Genomic DNA, 17752 nt, shown 5'->3' on the forward strand with positions numbered 1-17752 from the left:
TGCGCGGGGCTGGGCGACCTGGAGGCGGTGGGCCCGCTGCTGGACCGGCTGGTGAAGCTGCGCTCGGGTCCGGCCGTGAAGGCGCGCAAGGCGGCCGTGTACCGGGAGCGGGGCTGGCGGGAGGACGCGGCGGCCCAGATCGCCGACGCGGCGGCCGGGGCGGACGACCCGGCGGAACGGGCGGCGTACGTGACGCGGGCCGGGGAGCTGGCCTGGGAGCGCGGCGAGCGGGAGAACGCCCTGCGGCACTTCGAGGAGGCGGTGCGGCTCGACCCGGACCGGCGGGAGGCCCGGGCGGGGCAGGGCCGGGCGCTGGCGGCGCTGGGCCGGACGGCGGAGGCGCTGAGCGCCTACCGGGTGGCGCTGGCGAAGCAGCCGCTGCCCCGGTACGCCCTGGAGCTGGGTGAGTTGTACGAGTCGCTGGGCCGGGAGCGGGACGCCGGGGCGCAGTACGCGCTGCTGCGCGAGCTGGTGCGGAAGGCCGCCGCGCACGGTGTCGACGGGGATCTGGTGCTCGGCCGGCTGGAGGCGGACCACGGGGACGCCGGGGCGGCCGTCCGGCGGCTGCGGGCGGAGTACCGGCAGCGGCCGTCGGCGGCGGTCGCGGACGCTCTGGGCTGGGCGCTGCACCGCGACGGGGAGCACGAGGAGGCGCTGCGGTACGCGGTGCGGGCGACGGAGGGCGAGCAGGGCGGCGGGGTGCGCAGCGCGCTGCACGTGTTCCACCGGGGCATGATCGAGCGCGCCCTGGAGCGGTACGGCCCGGCGCGGCGGCATCTGGGGGAGTCGTTGCGGATCAACCCGTACTTCTCGCCGCTGCGGGTGCCGGAGGCGAGGGCGGCGCTGGCCCGGCTGGGCGACCCGTCGGTGGCGGCGGGCCCCGAGTCGTCCTGAGCGGGGACGGCGTCGGGGCGGGGACCGGCCGCTGCCGGTGCCCGCCCCGTCCGTGGGGAGTGCCGGCGGCTCAGCGGGTCACAGGTTGCCCCGCTTGGCCTGCTCCCGCTCGATGGCCTCGAACAGGGCCTTGAAGTTGCCCTTGCCGAAGCCCATGGAGCCGTGCCGCTCGATGAGTTCGAAGAACACGGTCGGGCGGTCCTGGACCGGCTTGGTGAAGATCTGCAGCAGGTAGCCGTCCTCGTCCCGGTCGACGAGGATCTTCAGCTCGCGCAGCGTCTCCACCGGCACCCGGGTCTCCCCGGCCCACTCGCCGAGCGTGTCGTAGTAGGAGTCCGGGGTGTCCAGGAACTGCACGCCGGCCGCGCGCATCTGGCGGACGGTCTGCACGATGTCGTTGGTGTTCAGCGCGATGTGCTGGACTCCGGCGCCGCCGTAGAACTCCAGGTACTCGTCGATCTGGGACTTCTTCTTGGCGATGGCCGGCTCGTTGATCGGGAACTTGACCTTGAGCGTGCCGTCGGCGACCACCTTCGACATCAGCGCGCTGTACTCGGTGGCGATGTCGTCGCCCACGAACTCCTTCATGTTCGTGAAGCCCATGACCTTGTTGTAGAACCCGACCCACTCGTTCATCCGGCCGAGTTCGACGTTGCCGACGCAGTGGTCGATGGCCTGGAAGGACCGCTGGGCGGGCGGCTCGACGATCGGGGCGGCGGCGACGTAGCCGGGCAGGTAGGGGCCGTCGTAGCCGGACCGCTCGACCAGCGTGTGGCGGGTCTTGCCGTAGGTGGCGATGGCGGCGAGGACGACGGTGCCGTGCTCGTCCTTCAGCTCGTACGGCTCGGTGACCGAGCGGGCGCCGTGCTCGACGGCGTAGGCGTGGGCGGCCCGTGCGTCGGGGACCTCGATGGCGAGGTCGACGACGCCGTCGCCGTGCGCCGCGACGTGCTCGGCGAGGAAGGCGCCCCACTCGGTGGACTGCTTGATCACCGAGGTGAACACGAAGCGGGCGGAGCCGCTCTCCAGGACGTAGGAGGCGGTCTCGCGGCTGCCGTTCTCCGGGCCCGCGTATGCGACCAGCTTCATGCCGAAGGCGGTGGAGTAGTAGTGCGCCGCCTGCTTGGCGTTGCCCACGGCGAAGACGACCGCGTCCATTCCCTTGACCGGGAAGGGGTCGGCCTGCCGGGCGGTGTCGGGAGTGTGGTGTGTGGTCTGCGTCATAGGTGCAGGGTGGTGCAGCCCTGCAAGGTGCGCAATAGTTCGCTGGATCACTGGACAATCTGCACAGCCGGGGGCCGGAGTGGGCGGGCTTCCTGTACAGGATGACCATCGGGGAGGCGGAGATGGCGATCGATCATCTGGACGGCCGGATCATCGTGCTGCTGGCGCGGGAGCCGCGGATCGGGGTGCTGGAGATGTCGCGGCGGCTGGGGGTCGCCCGGGGCACGGTGCAGGCCCGGCTGGACCGGCTTCAGTCGAACGGAGTCATCCGCGGATTCGGTCCGCAGGTGGATCCGGCGGCCCTCGGCTACCCGGTCACCGCGTTCGCCACGCTGGAGATCCGGCAGGGCCAAGGCGCCGATGTCCGGGCCCACTTGGCGTCCGTGCCGGAGGTGCTGGAACTGCACACCACCACCGGCACCGGGGACATGCTGTGCCGCCTCGTGGCCCGCTCCAACGCCGATCTCCAACGGGTGATCGACCGGGTCGTCGGTTTTGATGGCATCGTCCGGGCCGCCACGGCGATCGTCATGGAGAATCCCGTTCCGCTGCGGATCATCCCGCTGGTGGAACAGGCGGCACTGCGTGATCCCTCCGGGCAGGACCGGGGCGGACGGGACTGAACTCGCGGAGCCGGGGTGAGCGGATGTGAACTTCCTCGAGTATCTGGGCAGCCGCCACCAGCAGTTGCTGGCCGACGCGTACCAGCACGCCAGCGTGGTGTTCCAGTGCATGGTCCTGGCGACCGTGCTCGGGGTGCTGATCGGGGTCGTCACCTACCGCAGCGAGTGGGCGGGCAACCTCGCCACGACCACCACCGCCACCCTGCTGACCATCCCCTCGCTGGCCCTGATCGGTCTGCTGATCCCGCTGGTTGGCCTGGGCGTGCCGCCGACGGTGATCGCGCTGACGCTGTACGGGCTGCTGCCGATCGTGCGGAACTCCATCGTCGGGCTGCGCGGGGTCGACCCGTCGCTGGTGGACGCCGCGACCGGCATCGGGATGTCGCGCCCGGCCCGGCTGGCCCGGGTCGAGCTGCCGCTGGCGTGGCCGCCGATCCTGACCGGCATCCGGGTCTCCACCCAGATGCTGATGGGCATCGCGGCCATCGCCGCCTACGCCTCCGGGCCGGGCCTGGGCAACCTGATCTTCCGCGGGATCGCCTCCCTGGGCAGCAGCAACGCGCTCAACCAGGTCCTCGCCGGAACGCTCGGGATCATTATCCTCGCGCTGCTGTTCGACGCCGCGTACGTCCTGATCGGGCGGCTGACCATCCCCAGGGGGATCCGTGCCTGAGCCGACCGCCACCAGCCCGGCCGACGAGGCGCCCGCCCGCTCCGGCGGTGCCACGGGCGCCACCATCGAACTGAACAACCTCACCAAGCACTACCCGGGCAGTCCGCAGCCCGCCGTGGACAACGTGTCCATGGACATCAGGGCCGGGGAGACCGTGATCTTCGTCGGTCCGTCCGGCTGCGGGAAGTCCACCACGCTGAAGATGATCAACCGGCTGATCGAGCCGACCGGCGGCCGGATCCGCATCGACGGCGAGGACGTCACCGACATGGACCCGGTGCGGCTGCGCCGCAAGATCGGGTACGCGATCCAGGCCAGCGGGCTGTTCCCGCACATGACGGTGGCGCAGAACATCGCCCTGGTGCCGAAGATGCTCCGCTGGCCGGGGGCCCGCGTGCGGGCCCGCGTGGAGGAGATGCTCGACCTGGTCGGCCTCGACCCGGGCGAGTTCCACGGCCGCTATCCGCGCCAGCTGTCCGGCGGCCAGCAGCAGCGCGTCGGGGTCGCCCGGGCGCTGGCGGCGGACCCGCCGGTGCTGCTGATGGACGAGCCGTTCGGGGCGGTGGACCCGATCACCCGCGACCACCTCCAGGACGAGCTGATCCGGCTCCAGCACGAACTGCACAAGACGATCGTCTTCGTCACCCACGACTTCGACGAGGCGATCAAGCTGGGCGACCGGATCGCGGTGCTGCGCGAGCGCTCGCACATCGCCCAGTTCGACACGCCCGAGGCGATCCTCACCAACCCGGCCGACGACTTCGTCTCCGGCTTCGTCGGCGCCGGGGCGGCCCTGAAGCGGCTCAACCTCACCCGGGTGCGGGACGTGCCGATCACCGACTACCCGACGGTCACCATGGACGACCCGCTCCAGACCATCTTCAACCGGCTGCGCTCCAGCGGCACCAACGAGATCCTGCTGCTCGACCGGCGGGGCCGCCCCTACAAGTGGCTGCGGCGCGGCGACCTGATGCGGGCCAAGGGGTCACTGGCCCGCGCGGGCACCCTCGTGCAGGACCACGTGACGCGGGCCGCGACCCTGCGCGACGCGCTGGAGGCGGTCCTCACCGACAGCTCCGGGCGGGTGGTGGTCACCGGGGCGCGCGGGGTCTACGAGGGCGTCGTCGACGTGGAGACGCTGATGAACTCGGTGCACGAACTGCTGGAGGCGGACCGGCTGGAGGCGATGGAGGCCCAGCACGACCTGGAGGCGCAGCGGGCCGACCGGACGCACACCGAGCAGGAGGGGTTCGGCGGGGAGGCGAAGGCATGAGGAGGTCCCCCGGGCGCCGGCCCGACGACGAGCACGGGAGCGGACGGCTCGCCCTGCGCGACGACGGCGAGGACGACGGCGAAGACACGCGGCCGCCCCCGCCGCAGACCGTCCGGGCGCCCCGGGTGACCTGGCGCAAGCTGACGTTCCTGCCGCTGGCGCTGGTGGCCCTGCTGCTCGGCACCTGGCTGTGGTTCCTCCAGGCCGACCTGGACCCGCTCTCGCAGAACGCGCTGTCCGACGGGCGGGTGTCCAAGGCGCTGTGGCAGCACATCGAACTCACGGTGATCTCCACGTTCTTCGTGCTGATCATCGCCATCCCGCTGGGCATCCTGCTGACCCGGCGGGTGATGCGCCCGGCCACCCCGGTGGCCATGGCCGTGGCCAACATGGGCCAGGCCACCCCGGCCATCGGCCTGCTCGCGCTGCTGGTGATCTGGCTGGGCATCGGCCGCAAGGCGGCGCTGATCGGCATCATCGCCTACGCGGTGCTGCCGGTGCTGGCCAACACCATCGCGGGCCTGCGGGCCAACGACCCGACCCTGCTGGAGGCGGCCCGCGGCATCGGGATGTCCCCGATGGGCGTGCTGACGCGGGTGGAACTCCCGCTGGCCGTCCCGCTGATCCTCGCCGGGGTGCGCACGGCCCTGGTGCTGAACGTGGGCACGGCCACCCTGGCGACCTTCGGCGGGGGCGGCGGCCTCGGCGTGCTGATCACCACCGGCATCACCAGCCAGCGGATGCCGGTGCTGATGCTGGGCTCGATCCTCACCGTGGCGCTGGCGCTGCTGGTGGACTGGCTGGCCTCACTGGCGGAGCTGCTGCTGCGCCCCCGAGGCCTGGAGGCGGGATCATGAGGCGGCGGGCAGGACGGCCGGTACCGGGCGCCCGGCGCGCGGCGGCGCGGGCGGGGACGCGGGCGCTGCTCGCCGGGGCGGTGCTGCTGGCGGCCGCCGCCTGCGGGCTGACCAGCGGCTCCCCCATGGTGGACGACGTGGAACCCGGCTCCATCGGGCAGGGCAAGCCCCTCGAAGGGGCCAAACTCACCGTCACCTCCAAGGAGTTCACCGAGCAGCTCATCCTCGGCGCGATCATGGGCATCGCGTTCCAGGCGGCCGGCGCGGAGGTCATCGACCGCACCGGTATCCAGGGCAGCGTCGGCTCCCGGGAGGCGGTCGTGAACGGGGACGCGGACGCCGCGTACGAGTACACCGGCACGGCGTGGATCACGTACCAGGGCAACAGCAAGCCGCTGCCGGACCCGCGCGAGCAGTGGGAGGCGGTGCGCAGGGCCGACCTGAAGAACGGGGTGACGTGGCTGGAGCCGTCCGCCCTCAACAACACCTACGCCCTGGCGATGAACCAGGCCAACGCGAAGAAGTACGGCACGAAGACGCTGTCGGACGTGGCGGAGCTGGCGAGGACCGACCCGGGTGCGGTGACCCTGTGCGTGGAGGGCGAGTTCGCCAACCGGGCGGACGGGCTGCCGGGCCTGGAGAAGGCGTACGGCATGAACATCCCGGCGGGCAACGTCACGCAGATGGACACCGGGATCATCTACACCCAGACGGCCAAGGGGGCCTGCACCTACGGCGAGGTGTTCACCACCGACGGCCGCATCAAGTCCATGAACCTGGTGGTGATGGAGGACGACAAGAAGTTCTTCCCCAACTACAACGCGGCGCCGACGGTCAACACCAAGACCCTGAAGGAGTGGCCGGCCATCAGCGAGGTCCTCGACCCGGTCACGGCGAAGCTGAACAACGACGTGGCCCAGACCCTGAACGCGAAGGTGGACGTCGACGGGGAGGACCCGCACCAGGTGGCGCTGGACTGGATGGTGGACGAGGGCTTCGTCAAGGAGGGCTGACAACTCCCGGGCGCCGGGGTCAGCAGGCGGGGACCTTGTCGCCCTTCCCCAGGGAGGCCAGGGCGTCGACCGCGCCCTCGAGGGTGGTGACCGGGATCAGCCGCAGGCCCCGGGGCAGTTCGGCCCGGGCGTCGGCGCACTCGGCCTTCGGCACCAGGAACACGGTGGCGCCGTCGCGCCGCGCGGCCTGGGTCTTCAGGGGCACGCCGCCCACCGGGCCGACCTTGCCGTCCGCGTCGATGGTGCCGGTGCCGGCGACGACCCGGCCGCCGGTGAGGTCGCCGCCGTCGCCGTCGCCGTTCAGCTTGTCGACGATGCCGAGGGAGAACAGCAGGCCGGCGCTCGGGCCGCCGACGTCGGCCAGCTTCAGCTCGACCTCGATGCCCTTGCCGTCCTCGCCGAGGTAGCCCAGCGCGGCCCGCGTCGCCTCGTCCTGGGACTCCTCCATCTGCCGGCGGTTGTACCGCTCGATCTCCTTGACGGTGTCGCCGCTCGGGTAGACCGCGTCCCGCGGCATGACCGCGCGGTCGGTGCCGAACCAGCTGTCGATCACGTCGGGCAGGGTCACCCGGGTGTCCGGGGAGGTCGCCTCGATCGTCGTCATCCGCAGCTGGCCGCTCGTCTCGCGCACCGGGGCGCCCGAGATGGTGATCACGGGGGTGCCCTTGTTCTCGCCGAGCACGTCCGCCGTCATCCCCGGCTGCGCCACCGAGAACGGCAGCGGTGCGAACACCGCCGTGGCCAGGAGGGCGACGACGGGGGCCGCGCAGACGGCCAGGGCCTGGGGGCGTGTGAGACGAGAGAGCACGGGTTCAATCTACGGGGTGACGCCGGCGGGCCGGTCCTCCCGGGGTGGGCCCCGGGGACCCGGGACCCGTCAGCGCAGAGCCTCCGCCACCTCGCGGGCCGCGTCCACGACCCGGGAGCCGACCCGTTCGGGGACCACGTCCGCGAGCATCACCACGCCGACACTGCCCTCCACCCCGGTGACCCCGAGCAGCGGTGCCGCCGCCCCGCAGGCCCCGGCCTCCAGCTCGCCCGCGGTGAGGGTGTAGCCGGGGTCGTCGAGCCGCTGCCGGGCGGACAGGATGGCCCGGCCCGCGGCTCCCCGGTCCAGCGGGTGCCGGAACCCGGCCCGGTAGGCCACGTGGTAGTCCGTCCAGGACGGCTCGACCACGGCCACGGCGAGCGCCTCCGCACCGTCGACCAGCGTCAGATGGGCCGTCGCGCCGATGTCGTCGGCCAGTGACCTCAGCGCGGGCATCGCCGCCTCGCGGACCAGCGGGTGCACCTGCCGTCCCAGCCTCAGCACCCCGAGTCCCACCCGGGCGCGTCCGCCCAGGTCGCGGCGGATCAGCGAGTGCTGCTCCAGCGTGGCGAGCAACCGGTACACCACGGTCCGGTTCACGCCCAGTTTGTGGGAAAGCTCGGTGACGGTCAGCCCGTGATCGGTGTCGGCGAGCAGCTTGAGGACCCGCAGTCCCCTGTCGAGCGTCTGAGAGGTCTCCGCGGTCACGACGCCCACTCCTTAGTGGTGAGGTCGGCGGCCCCCTCGCGGCGTGTGCGTCACCGAGTCCCGTCGGAGACGCGCTTCAGAGGCCGCCGATCGGCCGGCGGCCCGGACGTCGTCCCGGGCACAGTCGCTTCACGGCTGCGCTCCGCGGCAGCGCTGCCACGGGGCGTGTGCGTTGCCGGGGACAGTAGCGAGCCAGTTCGGTGAGCGGAAGGCTCCGTCCAGAATCCGGTCACCTCTGCTCGCGATGTGCCACTGTTTGTCCGCAAAAGCCCGGTGGGGGCTCGCCGACGCGCCCCCGGACGGCCCGGTTCACGGCGCACGGACGGCCCGCCTCACCGCATGCGGGTGGCCCACTCCTGCACCTTGGCGATGCGCGCCCGCAACTGTCCCGCGGTCGCCTCGGCGGCGGGCGGCCCGCCGCAGACCCGGCGCAGTTCGGTGTGGATGACGCCGTGCGGCTTGCCGGACTGGTGGACGTAGGCGCCGACCATCGTGTTGAGCCGCTTGCGCAGCTCCATCATCTCCTTGTGGGAGACCACCGGGCGCCGCTCGGCGGGCAGTTCCAGCAGATCGGCCTCGGTGTCCGGCTTCTTGCGGCTGTGCGCGATCTGCCGGGCCTGGCGCTTCTGCAGCAGCAGCTGCACCTGGTCGGGTTCGAGGAGACCCGGGATGCCGAGGTAGTCCTGCTCCTCCTCGCTGCCCGGGTGGGCCTGCATGCCGAAGTCGGCGCCGTTGTAGGTGACGCGGTCGAACACGGCGTCGGACTCCAGCGCCTCGAAGGGCAGCATGTCCTGCTCGCCGGTGTCCTCGTCCTGCTCCCGGTTCGCCTCGTCCATCTCCGCCTCGGACTCGGCGTAGGGGTCCTCCTCGCCGTCCTTCTTCGGCTTGTCCAGGACGTGGTCGCGTTCGCGTTCCATCTCATTGGCGAAGCCGAGCAGGTCGGGGATGGTCGGCAGGAACACGGACGCGGTCTCGCCGCGCCGCCTCGACCGCACGAAACGGCCGACGGCCTGGGCGAAGAACAGCGGGGTGGAGATGGTGGTGGCGTACACGCCGACCGCGAGCCGCGGCACGTCGACGCCCTCGGACACCATCCGCACGGCCACCATCCAGCGGTCGTCGCTGCCGCTGAACTCGTCGATGCGTTTCGACGCGCCCGTGTCGTCGGACAGCACCAGGGTGGCCCTGTGCCCGGTGATCTCCCGGATCAGCTTGGCGTAGGACCGCGCGGAGTCCTGGTCGGAGGCGATCACCAGGGCACCGGCGTCCGGGACGGACTTGCGGACCTCGGTCAGGCGCTGGTCGGCGGCGCGCAGCACGGACGGCATCCAGTCGCCGCGCGGATCGAGCGCGGTGCGCCACGCCTGGCTGACGGCGTCCTTCGTCATCGGCTCGCCGAGACGGGCGGCGATCTCGTCACCGGCCTTGGTGCGCCAGCGCATGTTGCCGCTGTAGCTCATGAAGATGACCGGCCGCACGACGCCGTCGGCGAGCGCCGAGCCGTAGCCGTAGGTGTAGTCGGCGGACGAGCGGCGGATCCCGTCGTCGCCCTCCTCGTACGTGACGAACGGGATGGGGTTGGTGTCCGACCGGAACGGCGTACCGGTCAGGGCGAGCCGCCGGGCCGCCGGCTCGAACGCCTCCAGGCACGCCTCGCCCCACGACTTGCTGTCGCCGGCGTGGTGGATCTCGTCCAGGATCACCAGGGTCTTGCGCTGCTCGACGCGGTTGCGGTGCAGCATCGGGCGCACCCCGACACCCGCGTAGGTGACGGCGACGCCGTGGTACTCCTTGCCGAGCGGGCCCGCGCTGTACTCCGGGTCCAGCTTGATCCCTATCCGCGCGGCGGCGTCGGCCCACTGCTTCTTCAGGTGCTCGGTGGGCGCCACCACGGTGATCTGCTGCACGACGTGGTGGTGCAGCAGCCACGACGCCAGGGTCAGCGCGAACGTCGTCTTGCCGGCCCCGGGGGTGGCGACCGCCAGGAAGTCGCGCGGCTGCTCCTGGATGTACTTGTCCATCGCCCCCTGCTGCCAGGCCCGGAGCTTGCTGGCGGTGCCCCAGGGAGCGCGGCCGGGGAACGCGGGCGACAGGTGGTGCGAGGCAGAGGCGGCGGTGGTAGTCACGGTCTCCGTCGGGGGGTGGTTCGGGCGGCTCGGCTACGAAGGACGACCGAGCCACCCTACCCAGGGCCGTCCGGGCGGGGGCACGGACCGGCCGGAGAGCCGGAGGGTGGGACCCACCTCACAGTCGGCGCCCGCGGCGGCCGGTGTCACCCCCGCGGGGACCGCAGCCGGGTCGTCACCCACACGCCGATCAGGGCCACCGCCGCCATGGGCAGGAACACCGCGGCGAAGGCGCCCGGGTGGGAGCCCGTCACCTCGGTGGCGACGTGGGTGACGGTGCCGCCGCCGAGGGCGACGAAGGCCGCGCCGCCGACGGCGAGGAGCAGCACGTTGGACAGTCCGTCGGAGATCTGGAGGGCGGCGGAGTTGGTGCCCGCCTCCTCGGGGGCGGAGAGCTGGAGCAGCAGCACACTGGTCGAGGAGATCACCAGGCCCATGCCGAAGCAGCCGAAGGCCCAGGCGACGGCCAGGGTCCAGGCCGGGACCGACTCGATCAGCACGCTCGGGGCCGCCGCGATGGCACCCGCCACCAGCAGCATCCCGAGGCTCATCAGCCGGTCGCGGTACGGCTCCAGGCGGGGCCGGGACTGCACCCAGGAGCCCAGCGCCCAGGTGCCGCCGCCCGCCGCGAGGGAGAACCCGGCGAGGGTCGGGCTGAGCCCGCGCTGGGTGACCAGCATGAGCGGGACGAAGGACTCCGCGGCGATGAACGACCCGGCGGCGATGCCGCGCAGCAGCACCACCGAGGGCAGCCCGCGCGCCGCCCGCCAGGTGCCGGGCGGGAGCAGCCCCAGCACGGCCGGGACCAGCAGGGCCACGCCCGCGGCGGCGGGCAGCAGGGACATCCAGCGCAGGTCCTGCGCCGCGTACTGGAGCAGTCCGGCGCCGAGCGAGATGGCGAAGGCCAGGCGGATGCGGCGGCGGTCGAAGGAGGGGCGCCGCTTGCCGGGCGGGGCGTCCGGGCCGTCCACGGGGCCGGCCGCGCGGCGCCGGATCTGCGGCAGGGCCAGCGCCAGCGGGAACACCACGAGCACCGGGATGCCGAGGAACACCCACCGCCAGCCGATGTGTTCGGTCACCGCGCCCGAGGCGAGCGGGCCGACGATCGACGGCACCACCCAGCTCGCCGCGAACGCGGCCATGATCGCGGGGCGCAGCCGCTCCGGGTAGGCCCGTCCGACCACCACGTACAGGGCGACGATCACCAGCCCGCCGCCGAGACCCTGCACGGCCCGCCCCAGGATGAACAGCCACATCGCCTGGGCCGTGCCGGCCAGCAGCAGCCCGGCGGCGAAGGAGGCGATGCCCGTGGTCAGCGGCGCGAGCGGGCCCCGCCGGTCGGACCACTGGCCCGAGAGCACCATCGCGAACAGGCTGGTGGTGAAGAACCCGGAGAAGGCGAACGCGTACAGCGACACCCCGTCCAGCTCCCGCGCCGCCACCGGCATCGCCGTGCCGACCGCCGTCGCCTCGAAGGCGATCAGCAGCACCACGGAGACGATTCCGATGCTCAGCGCACGGTAGGACCGGCTCAGCACGGTCTCGTCGGGCTCGACGGATATGCCGCCCGGGGCGCTCTTGGCGGCCTCGGGCACGGCGACAGGCGTGTCGCGCGGGTCGGGGGTGGTCATGCTCGCCAGGGTAAGGGGCGAGGAGCCGTTACACGCCTGTCGGTGGTCGGTACGGTCCCCGGACCATGGTCGTAGGACCCGGGCCCGGCCCCGCCGCCCGGCCCGTTTATGAACGGCACATGTCAGTCATATGGCAGCCCCCCGCGCCCCCTTGAGCCCGCTCTCCGGCCCGCCGTACGGTCGACCCACCGGTTGCAACGGCGAGGCGCCCCAGGGCACTTCGCCCCGGCACGGCCGTGTGCCCGAGTGGTTCAGGGACTCGCCTGCAAAGCGAGTAACGCGGGTTCGATTCCCGCCACGGCCTCCGGCCCGCCGCCGGACGGGACGGTCCTCTCCGCGGAGGGGGCCGTCCCGTCCGGCAGCACCGGCGCACGGCGCGGTGTGTCAGCCGTCGCCCTTCACGAACGAGCCCATGCCGGGCGTGGTCACGAGCAGTCCTTCCGCCCGGAGGGCAGCCACCGCTTTGCGGGCCGTCATCTTGGCCACGCCCCATTCACCCTGGATCCGAGACTCGCTGATCAGGGTGTCCGGCGGATACGTGCCGTCCTGGATGCGCTGCCTGATCACGTCGGCGATCTGCTGCCACCTCGGCCGTTTCGGATCCCACTGCGGCTCTGCCATATCCCGGACGCTACGTACGTGTACGCGTCCAGTCATGTGCAGGCACGACTATAGATGGGTATAGACAGGTATAGCTCGCGCTCGCTAACGTGACGCACAGCACGACGAAAGGACCCCCGCGACGGGTGGAGCCGTCCGGGGGCGTGGCCGATCTGAACGGAGCAGACCGACATGCGCACTGTACTGGCCCTCATCCTCGAGTGGCTCATGCCCGCTCGTGGCAAGCGCCGACGACCGGCCGAAGGGGCCGTCCGGAACACGACCCCCGCGGGTTCCCCGATGCGGCGGCTGATCATCACGCACGGCGCGGCGCGCGTGGGGCACCCGGGACACCCCACCACATTCATCGAGGCCGACGGGTTGCCGCTCGTCCGCCCCTATGTCATCGCCCACGAGAGGGAGCAGGTACGACGACGCCAGCGGGACAGGCGACGGGCGGCCGTGCCGGCGACACTCGGACAGAACTGCCCGGCAGGGGTGGCCGCATGACCCAGCCCGACCCTGCGAGCAGGCTTCTCCGTCTCCTCCCGTGGGGCGATGACGGGAAGGCGGCCGTCCTCGTGACCGACGGCACGGAGACGTACCTGTCCCGTCTCGCCGACAGGGTCGAGGAACAGCAGATCGAGACAGCCGCCATCGCCCTGAAGCTGACGCGACCGATGGTCGAGGACGACGCCGACATCACGGTGTCCGAACTCCGTTGGGCCGCACGGCGGCTCATCGAGAGCCTGACGGAACTCCTGGTCATCGCCGAGAGCAGGGGTCAGCGCATCCCTCCGTACGCGCAAGCCCACGAAGGCGACGGGTGACCGCCCCGTGCCGCCGGGGCGCCGGCAGGGTCACAGCACCCCGTCCGCCTCTTCGCGAAGGAGACGGGACCAGTCGTGCTCGTCGGTTCCGGCGGTCGCGTCGGCCGGGTCGAAGGCCGAGAGGGCCTCGATCATCGCCATCACCAGCCGGTCGTACGCGCGCGCCGTCAGGGCGTCCTCCGCGTCCGCGTCCAGGGCGTGTTCGCGCTGGAGGAGCCAGAGGGTGGCGGCCAGGGTGGAGACGTCCGTGGTCAGGGGGCGCAGGCCGGACGCGCGTTCGTCCCAGAGCAGCACCTCGCCCGTGGCGCCGTCCACGACCAGGCTGTGCCGCGCGACCGGGGTCCCGAGGCGGAGCAGCCGGTCGGCGTGGGCGGGGAGGCCGGCGTCGCCGCGGCCCTCCTCGGCGTGGAACTCGGCGAGGGTGCGCGGGGGCTGGTCGGTGTCCTGGCGGAAGAGGAAGCTCTCCTCGGGCAGGCCCGTGTCCCGGAGGAAGCGGCGGGTCGGCCCGTGGGTGAGCGTGGCGGGGAAATCGACCTCCTCGAAGCGGACCAGGCGGCCCCGGCCGAACGCCTCGTGCAGCAGGCGCGGCGGCAGGTCCAGGGCGAGGCCGGAGACCGTATCCGGGCCGGCCGCGGGGGCCAGGGGGCGGATCAGGGCGGCCAGACGGCACGGCGGAGACGGGCGGCCGTCGGGACCGTCCTCGAAGGCGGCCAGGAGGCGGCGGGACGCCTGTGCGGCGGACCGGAGGCCGTAGCGGGCCGCCCGGTCGGCGAAACGGCTTCTCAGGCCCGCCAGTTCGTCCGTGGCCGCCGCGAACCGCACCAAGGTCGGCAGGGACGGGGCCAGCGGGCGGTGGTCCATCGGGTCGGGGCCGGTGCACGCGAGGCGCGCGCCGGCGAGCGCGGCGGGCGGGCCCGCGAGCGGCACCCGGTGCTCCGCGCCCGCCGCGCCGAGCAGCGCGCTGATGACGAGCCGGTCCCGCAAGGCGTCGGTGAGCCGGTCGCCGAAGAGGGAGCGGACCGCCGTCCCGGAGCGGGCGGTGTCCGCCGCGCGGCGGCCGGTGAAGGTCAACAGGGCCGTGCCGCCGGGACGGTGAGGACCGGCGGGCCGGTGACGGACGGGGGCGGGCACGAGGTGCGGGCCGAGGATGTCCTCGGTCAGGGCGATCGCCGTGACAACGGTGTCCCTCGTGCTCATGCTTCCCCCGCGATGACGTGTTGCTCGGTCCCGGACCGCGAACGGTCCGCCCGGGCGGACGGTCGCCCGCCGCCGTGCCCGGCGGCCGTCCCCCATGCCTCGGCACATTACGCGTCACCACTGACAACGCCCCCGGACCGGGAACGCGCACCCGCACGTTCCGTATCGGGAGACGCCCGGAGGGGGCGTCGAGTTGCCTCGGTGGCGGGATTTCGCCCCCCGTTCACCGAGGCGGTGGCCGGTGCGTGCCCCCGGCGGCAGCCCGCGCCTCAGCCCGAGGTCACCACCGCGGCCTGCGGCCGGATCGGCAGGCGGTTGACCGGGCGGCCGGTGGCGGCGCGGACGGCGGAGGCGACCGCCGCCGGGGACGTCACCACCGGCACTGCGCTGACCGCCTTCGCGCCGAACGGGGCGACCACGTCCCGCTCCTCGACCAGCTTGACGATCCGGATGTCCGGGGCGTCCAGGGCGGTCGGCAGGGCGTAGCCGGTGAGGTCGGGGTGGCGGATCAGGCCGCGCGGGGTGCGCAGGTTCTCGGTGAGCGCGGCGCCCACGCCCTGGGTGACGCCCGCTTCGATGCGGGCGGCGAGCTGGGCCGGGTTGAGCACGCGGCCCACGTCCTGGGCGACGGCCAGTTCCACGACCCGTACCGAGCCCAGTTCGATGTCGACGTCGACGACCGCGCGGATCGCGCAGAAGGCGAGGCCGACGAAGGCGTCGCCCTGGCCGGACTCGTCCAGGGGTTCGGTGGGGTGCGGGCGGCACTGGGCGGTGGCCCAGAGCTCCTTGCCCTCCAGGGCCTCGGTGACCGTGGTGGACAGGACGCCGTCGTAGGAGGTGATCTTGCCGTCGGTGATCTGCAGCAGCTCGGTGGACATGCCGAACTTGTGGGCCAGCGGCTGGAGCAGCTGGGTGCGGACCATCTTCGCCGCGCGTTCCACCGCGCCGCCCGACACCCATGTGTGACGGCCGCGGCAGCCCGCGCCCGCCGGGGGCTGGTCGGTGTCCACGGGGGCCACGTGCACCTCGTCGACGCCGAGGGTCTCCTGGACGATCTGCCGGGCGAGGGTGGTGAAGCCCTGCCCGGTCTCGACGGCCGCGCACAGCACCGTGGCCACGCCGTCCTGGACCTTCACGGTGGCCGTGGAGACCTCGTCGGCGCCCTCCGCGCCGAGCATGTGCACCATGCCCAGGCCGTAGCCCACGCCGCGGCGGACGGCGCCGGGTTCGCCCGCGCCCTCGGGGCCGCCGGGCAGCAGCCACTCGTCCTCGGGGGTGTCCTTGGGCAGCGGGGGCAGCGGGTGGTCCCGCACCGCCTGGAGGAGTTCGGCGACCGGGGCCGGGCAGGTCACGGTCTGGCCGGTCGGCAGCACGTCGCCGGTCGCCAGCACGTTGCGCAGGCGCAGTTCGGCCGGGTCGGTGCCCAGCTTCTTGGCCAGCTTGTCCATCTGGGCCTCGTAGGCGGCGCACACCTGCATCGCGCCCTCGCCCCGTACGTGGCCGGAGGGCGGGTTGTTGGTGCGGACGGCCCAGCCCTCGATGAAGGCGTTCGGCACGACGTAGGGGCCGCAGGCGAAGGAGACGGCGGCGGCCAGCGCGTCGGAGGAGGTGTCGGCGTAGGCGCCCGCGTCGAGCAGGATCTGCGCCTCGACCTTCACCAGCCGGCCCTCGGCGTCGGCGTGGTGCCGGTAGCGCAGCAGGGTGGGGTGCCGGTGGGTGTGGCCCAGGAAGGACTCCTCGCGCGTGGCGGTGAGTTTCACCGGGCAGCCGGTCTTGAGCGCGAGCAGTCCGAGCGGCAGCTGGAAGCCCTGGTCCTCACGGTCGGCGGTGGCGCCGGGCACGCCGGTGACGACGATCTTCACGCGGTCGGGTTCGAGGCCGAACACGGCGGCGGCGGTGTCGCGGTCGGCGTGCGGGTCGGTCGACGCCAGGTACAGCTCGACGCCGCCGTCGGGGCGGGGCACGGCGAGGCCGGCCTCCGCGCCGATCGGGGCGGGGTCCTGGCGGCCGATGCGGTAGAGGCCCTCGACGACGAGGTCGCCGGTCGCGTCGGGGTCGCCGTGGCGCAGCGGGATGTGCCGGATCAGGTTGCCGTCGGGGTGCAGCGGCTCGGCCTCGAACGCCTGCTCCGGGTCGGTGACCGGGTCGAGGACCTCGTACTCGACGATGACGGCGGCTGCGGCCATCCGCGCGGTGTCGGGGTGGTCGGCGGCGACGGCGGCGATGGGCTCGCCGTGGTGGCGGACCACCTCGGCGGCGAAGACCGGGCGGTCGCTCTTGCCGCGGCCGTGCACGTCCCGGCCGGGCACGTCCTCGTGGGTGACGACGGCGCGGACGCCGGGCATGGACCGCGCGTGGCCGGTGTCGATGGACACGATGCGCGCGTGCGGGTGCGGGGAGCGCAGGACGGCCGCCCACAGCAGGCCCTCCGCCCACAGGTCGGCGGCGTAGGGGAAGGTGCCCTCGGTCTTGGCGCGCGTGTCGGCGGCGGGCAGGGAGGCGCCGAGCCCGTGCGGGAGGGGCTCCGGCTCGGGCAGGTCCTCCGCGGCCCGTGCGGCCTGCGCGGTGGCTGTCTCGTTCGTCACGCCTGGCCTCCGTCCTGGCCGTGGGGCTGGTCACCGGGTCCCGGGTACGCCGACGGGTCGACGCCTCCGGCGCCGGGGCCCGCCTGGTGCGGGATGCGGGCCTCGTCCGACGGGGTGTCGGCGTCGGCCTCGGTCTCGGTCTCGGGGGGCGCGGCGTGCGCCTCGCGTTCGGCGACGACCTCCTGGACGGCCTCGACGACGCCCCGGTAGCCGGAGCAGCGGCACAGGTTGCCGCAGAGGGCCTGGCGGGTCTCCAGCTCGGTGGGCGCCGGGTTGCCCTCCAGCAGGTCGTGCACGGTCATCGCCATGCCGGGCACGCAGAAGCCGCACTGCACGGCGCCGCACCGGGCGAGGGCCCGCTGCACGTCGGAGGGCCGGCCGTCCTGGGCGAGCCCCTCGACGGTGCGCACCTCGCTGCCGGCGGCGGTGACGGCGGGGACCAGGCAGGAGGCGACGAGGCGGCCGTCGACCTGCACGTTGCAGGCGCCGCACTCGCCCTGCGAGCAGCCGTCCTTGGCGCCGGCGAGGCCGAGCCGCTCGCGCAGCACGTAGAGCAGGGACTCGCCGATCCAGGCGTCGGTGACGGGCCGGTCGGTGCCGTTGACCCGGAGCACGTAGGAGGCGAGCGGGTGGTCGTCGTGCGGGCCGCCCGGGGCGCCGTCGCCGGGGGCGTCCGCGTCGGGGGCGGGCTCCGGCTGCCCCTCGGCGGC

16 protein-coding genes and 1 tRNA gene are annotated in these 17752 nt (G+C 73.3%); 8 read left to right on the plus strand and 9 right to left on the minus strand.

The window, feature by feature from the left end:
• Positions 1–894: tetratricopeptide repeat protein (locus tag G3I53_RS06885; RefSeq protein WP_164438125.1), on the plus strand; the 894-nt coding region annotated here is incomplete at its 5' end.
• Between the two features lie 78 nt (positions 895–972).
• On the opposite strand, the gene hppD is transcribed toward G3I53_RS06885, so the two are convergent.
• The gene (hppD, locus tag G3I53_RS06890; protein WP_164332653.1) at positions 973–2118 is read right to left on the minus strand and encodes a 4-hydroxyphenylpyruvate dioxygenase; all 1146 of its coding nucleotides are present in this window, start codon (positions 2116–2118) and stop codon (positions 973–975) included.
• 122 nt (positions 2119–2240) lie between these two features.
• Between hppD and G3I53_RS06895 the strand changes: the two genes are divergently transcribed.
• The 5 genes from G3I53_RS06895 to G3I53_RS06915 are packed head-to-tail and all read left to right on the plus strand — an operon-like array spanning position 2241 to position 6557.
• Complete coding sequence (locus G3I53_RS06895) at positions 2241–2741, plus strand: Lrp/AsnC family transcriptional regulator (protein ID WP_164332652.1); 501 nt, start codon at positions 2241–2243, stop codon at positions 2739–2741.
• Positions 2742–2766: 25 nt separating this feature from the next.
• Positions 2767–3414 (plus strand): ABC transporter permease, encoded by a 648-nt coding sequence (locus tag G3I53_RS06900; RefSeq protein WP_164332651.1) that lies wholly within the window; start codon positions 2767–2769, stop codon positions 3412–3414.
• Positions 3407–4687 (plus strand): betaine/proline/choline family ABC transporter ATP-binding protein, encoded by a 1281-nt coding sequence (locus G3I53_RS06905; protein WP_164332650.1) that lies wholly within the window; start codon positions 3407–3409, stop codon positions 4685–4687. Before G3I53_RS06900 ends, G3I53_RS06905 begins: the two co-directional genes overlap by 8 nt.
• Positions 4684–5544, plus strand: a complete 861-nt coding sequence (locus G3I53_RS06910; RefSeq protein WP_164332649.1) for an ABC transporter permease — start codon at positions 4684–4686, stop codon at positions 5542–5544. The genes G3I53_RS06905 and G3I53_RS06910 overlap by 4 nt, the downstream gene beginning before the upstream one ends.
• Positions 5541–6557, plus strand: a complete 1017-nt coding sequence (locus G3I53_RS06915) for a glycine betaine ABC transporter substrate-binding protein (protein WP_239063627.1) — start codon at positions 5541–5543, stop codon at positions 6555–6557. The genes G3I53_RS06910 and G3I53_RS06915 overlap by 4 nt, the downstream gene beginning before the upstream one ends.
• Positions 6558–6576: 19 nt before the next feature.
• Here the strand turns inward: G3I53_RS06915 and G3I53_RS06920 are convergent, their stop codons facing one another.
• The 4 genes from G3I53_RS06920 to G3I53_RS06935 all read right to left on the minus strand — a co-directional run bounded on the left by G3I53_RS06920 (position 6577) and on the right by G3I53_RS06935 (position 11830).
• Entirely contained in the window at positions 6577–7365 is a 789-nt protein-coding gene (locus tag G3I53_RS06920; RefSeq protein WP_164332648.1) for a S16 family serine protease, read from the minus strand.
• A gap of 69 nt (positions 7366–7434) precedes the next feature.
• A complete protein-coding gene (locus G3I53_RS06925) occupies positions 7435–8073 on the minus strand; it encodes a helix-turn-helix domain-containing protein (RefSeq protein WP_164332647.1) in 639 nt (212 codons plus the stop codon).
• A 332-nt stretch (positions 8074–8405) separates the two neighbouring features.
• Positions 8406–10199 (minus strand): DEAD/DEAH box helicase, encoded by a 1794-nt coding sequence (locus tag G3I53_RS06930; RefSeq protein ID WP_164332646.1) that lies wholly within the window; start codon positions 10197–10199, stop codon positions 8406–8408.
• A 146-nt stretch (positions 10200–10345) separates the two neighbouring features.
• On the minus strand, positions 10346–11830 hold the full coding sequence (locus tag G3I53_RS06935; protein WP_164438126.1) for an MFS transporter: 1485 nt from the start codon (positions 11828–11830) through the stop codon (positions 10346–10348).
• 232 nt (positions 11831–12062) lie between these two features.
• On the opposite strand from G3I53_RS06935, the gene G3I53_RS06940 reads away from it, so the two are divergent.
• Positions 12063–12134, plus strand: a tRNA-Cys gene (locus G3I53_RS06940).
• An 80-nt stretch (positions 12135–12214) separates the two neighbouring features.
• Here G3I53_RS06940 and G3I53_RS06945 read toward each other — a convergent pair.
• Positions 12215–12451 (minus strand): winged helix-turn-helix domain-containing protein, encoded by a 237-nt coding sequence (locus G3I53_RS06945; protein ID WP_164338281.1) that lies wholly within the window; start codon positions 12449–12451, stop codon positions 12215–12217.
• A gap of 485 nt (positions 12452–12936) precedes the next feature.
• Here G3I53_RS06945 and G3I53_RS06950 point away from each other — a divergent pair, with 485 nt between their 5' ends.
• Positions 12937–13260 (plus strand): hypothetical protein, encoded by a 324-nt coding sequence (locus tag G3I53_RS06950; RefSeq protein WP_164338282.1) that lies wholly within the window; start codon positions 12937–12939, stop codon positions 13258–13260.
• A gap of 30 nt (positions 13261–13290) precedes the next feature.
• On the opposite strand, the gene G3I53_RS06955 is transcribed toward G3I53_RS06950, so the two are convergent.
• The 3 genes from G3I53_RS06955 to G3I53_RS06965 all read right to left on the minus strand — a co-directional run.
• Positions 13291–14457, minus strand: a complete 1167-nt coding sequence (locus G3I53_RS06955) for an SUKH-4 family immunity protein (protein WP_164438127.1) — start codon at positions 14455–14457, stop codon at positions 13291–13293.
• 269 nt (positions 14458–14726) lie between these two features.
• Complete coding sequence (locus tag G3I53_RS06960; RefSeq protein ID WP_164334101.1) at positions 14727–17042, minus strand: molybdopterin cofactor-binding domain-containing protein; 2316 nt, start codon at positions 17040–17042, stop codon at positions 14727–14729.
• Positions 17039–17752, minus strand: a 714-nt coding sequence (locus G3I53_RS06965; RefSeq protein ID WP_239063628.1) for a (2Fe-2S)-binding protein, incomplete at its 5' end; no start/stop codon positions are given. The genes G3I53_RS06960 and G3I53_RS06965, both read right to left, overlap by 4 nt.

Source organism: Streptomyces sp. SID14436 (assembly GCF_010548465.1).
GTDB lineage: Bacteria > Actinomycetota > Actinomycetes > Streptomycetales > Streptomycetaceae > Streptomyces.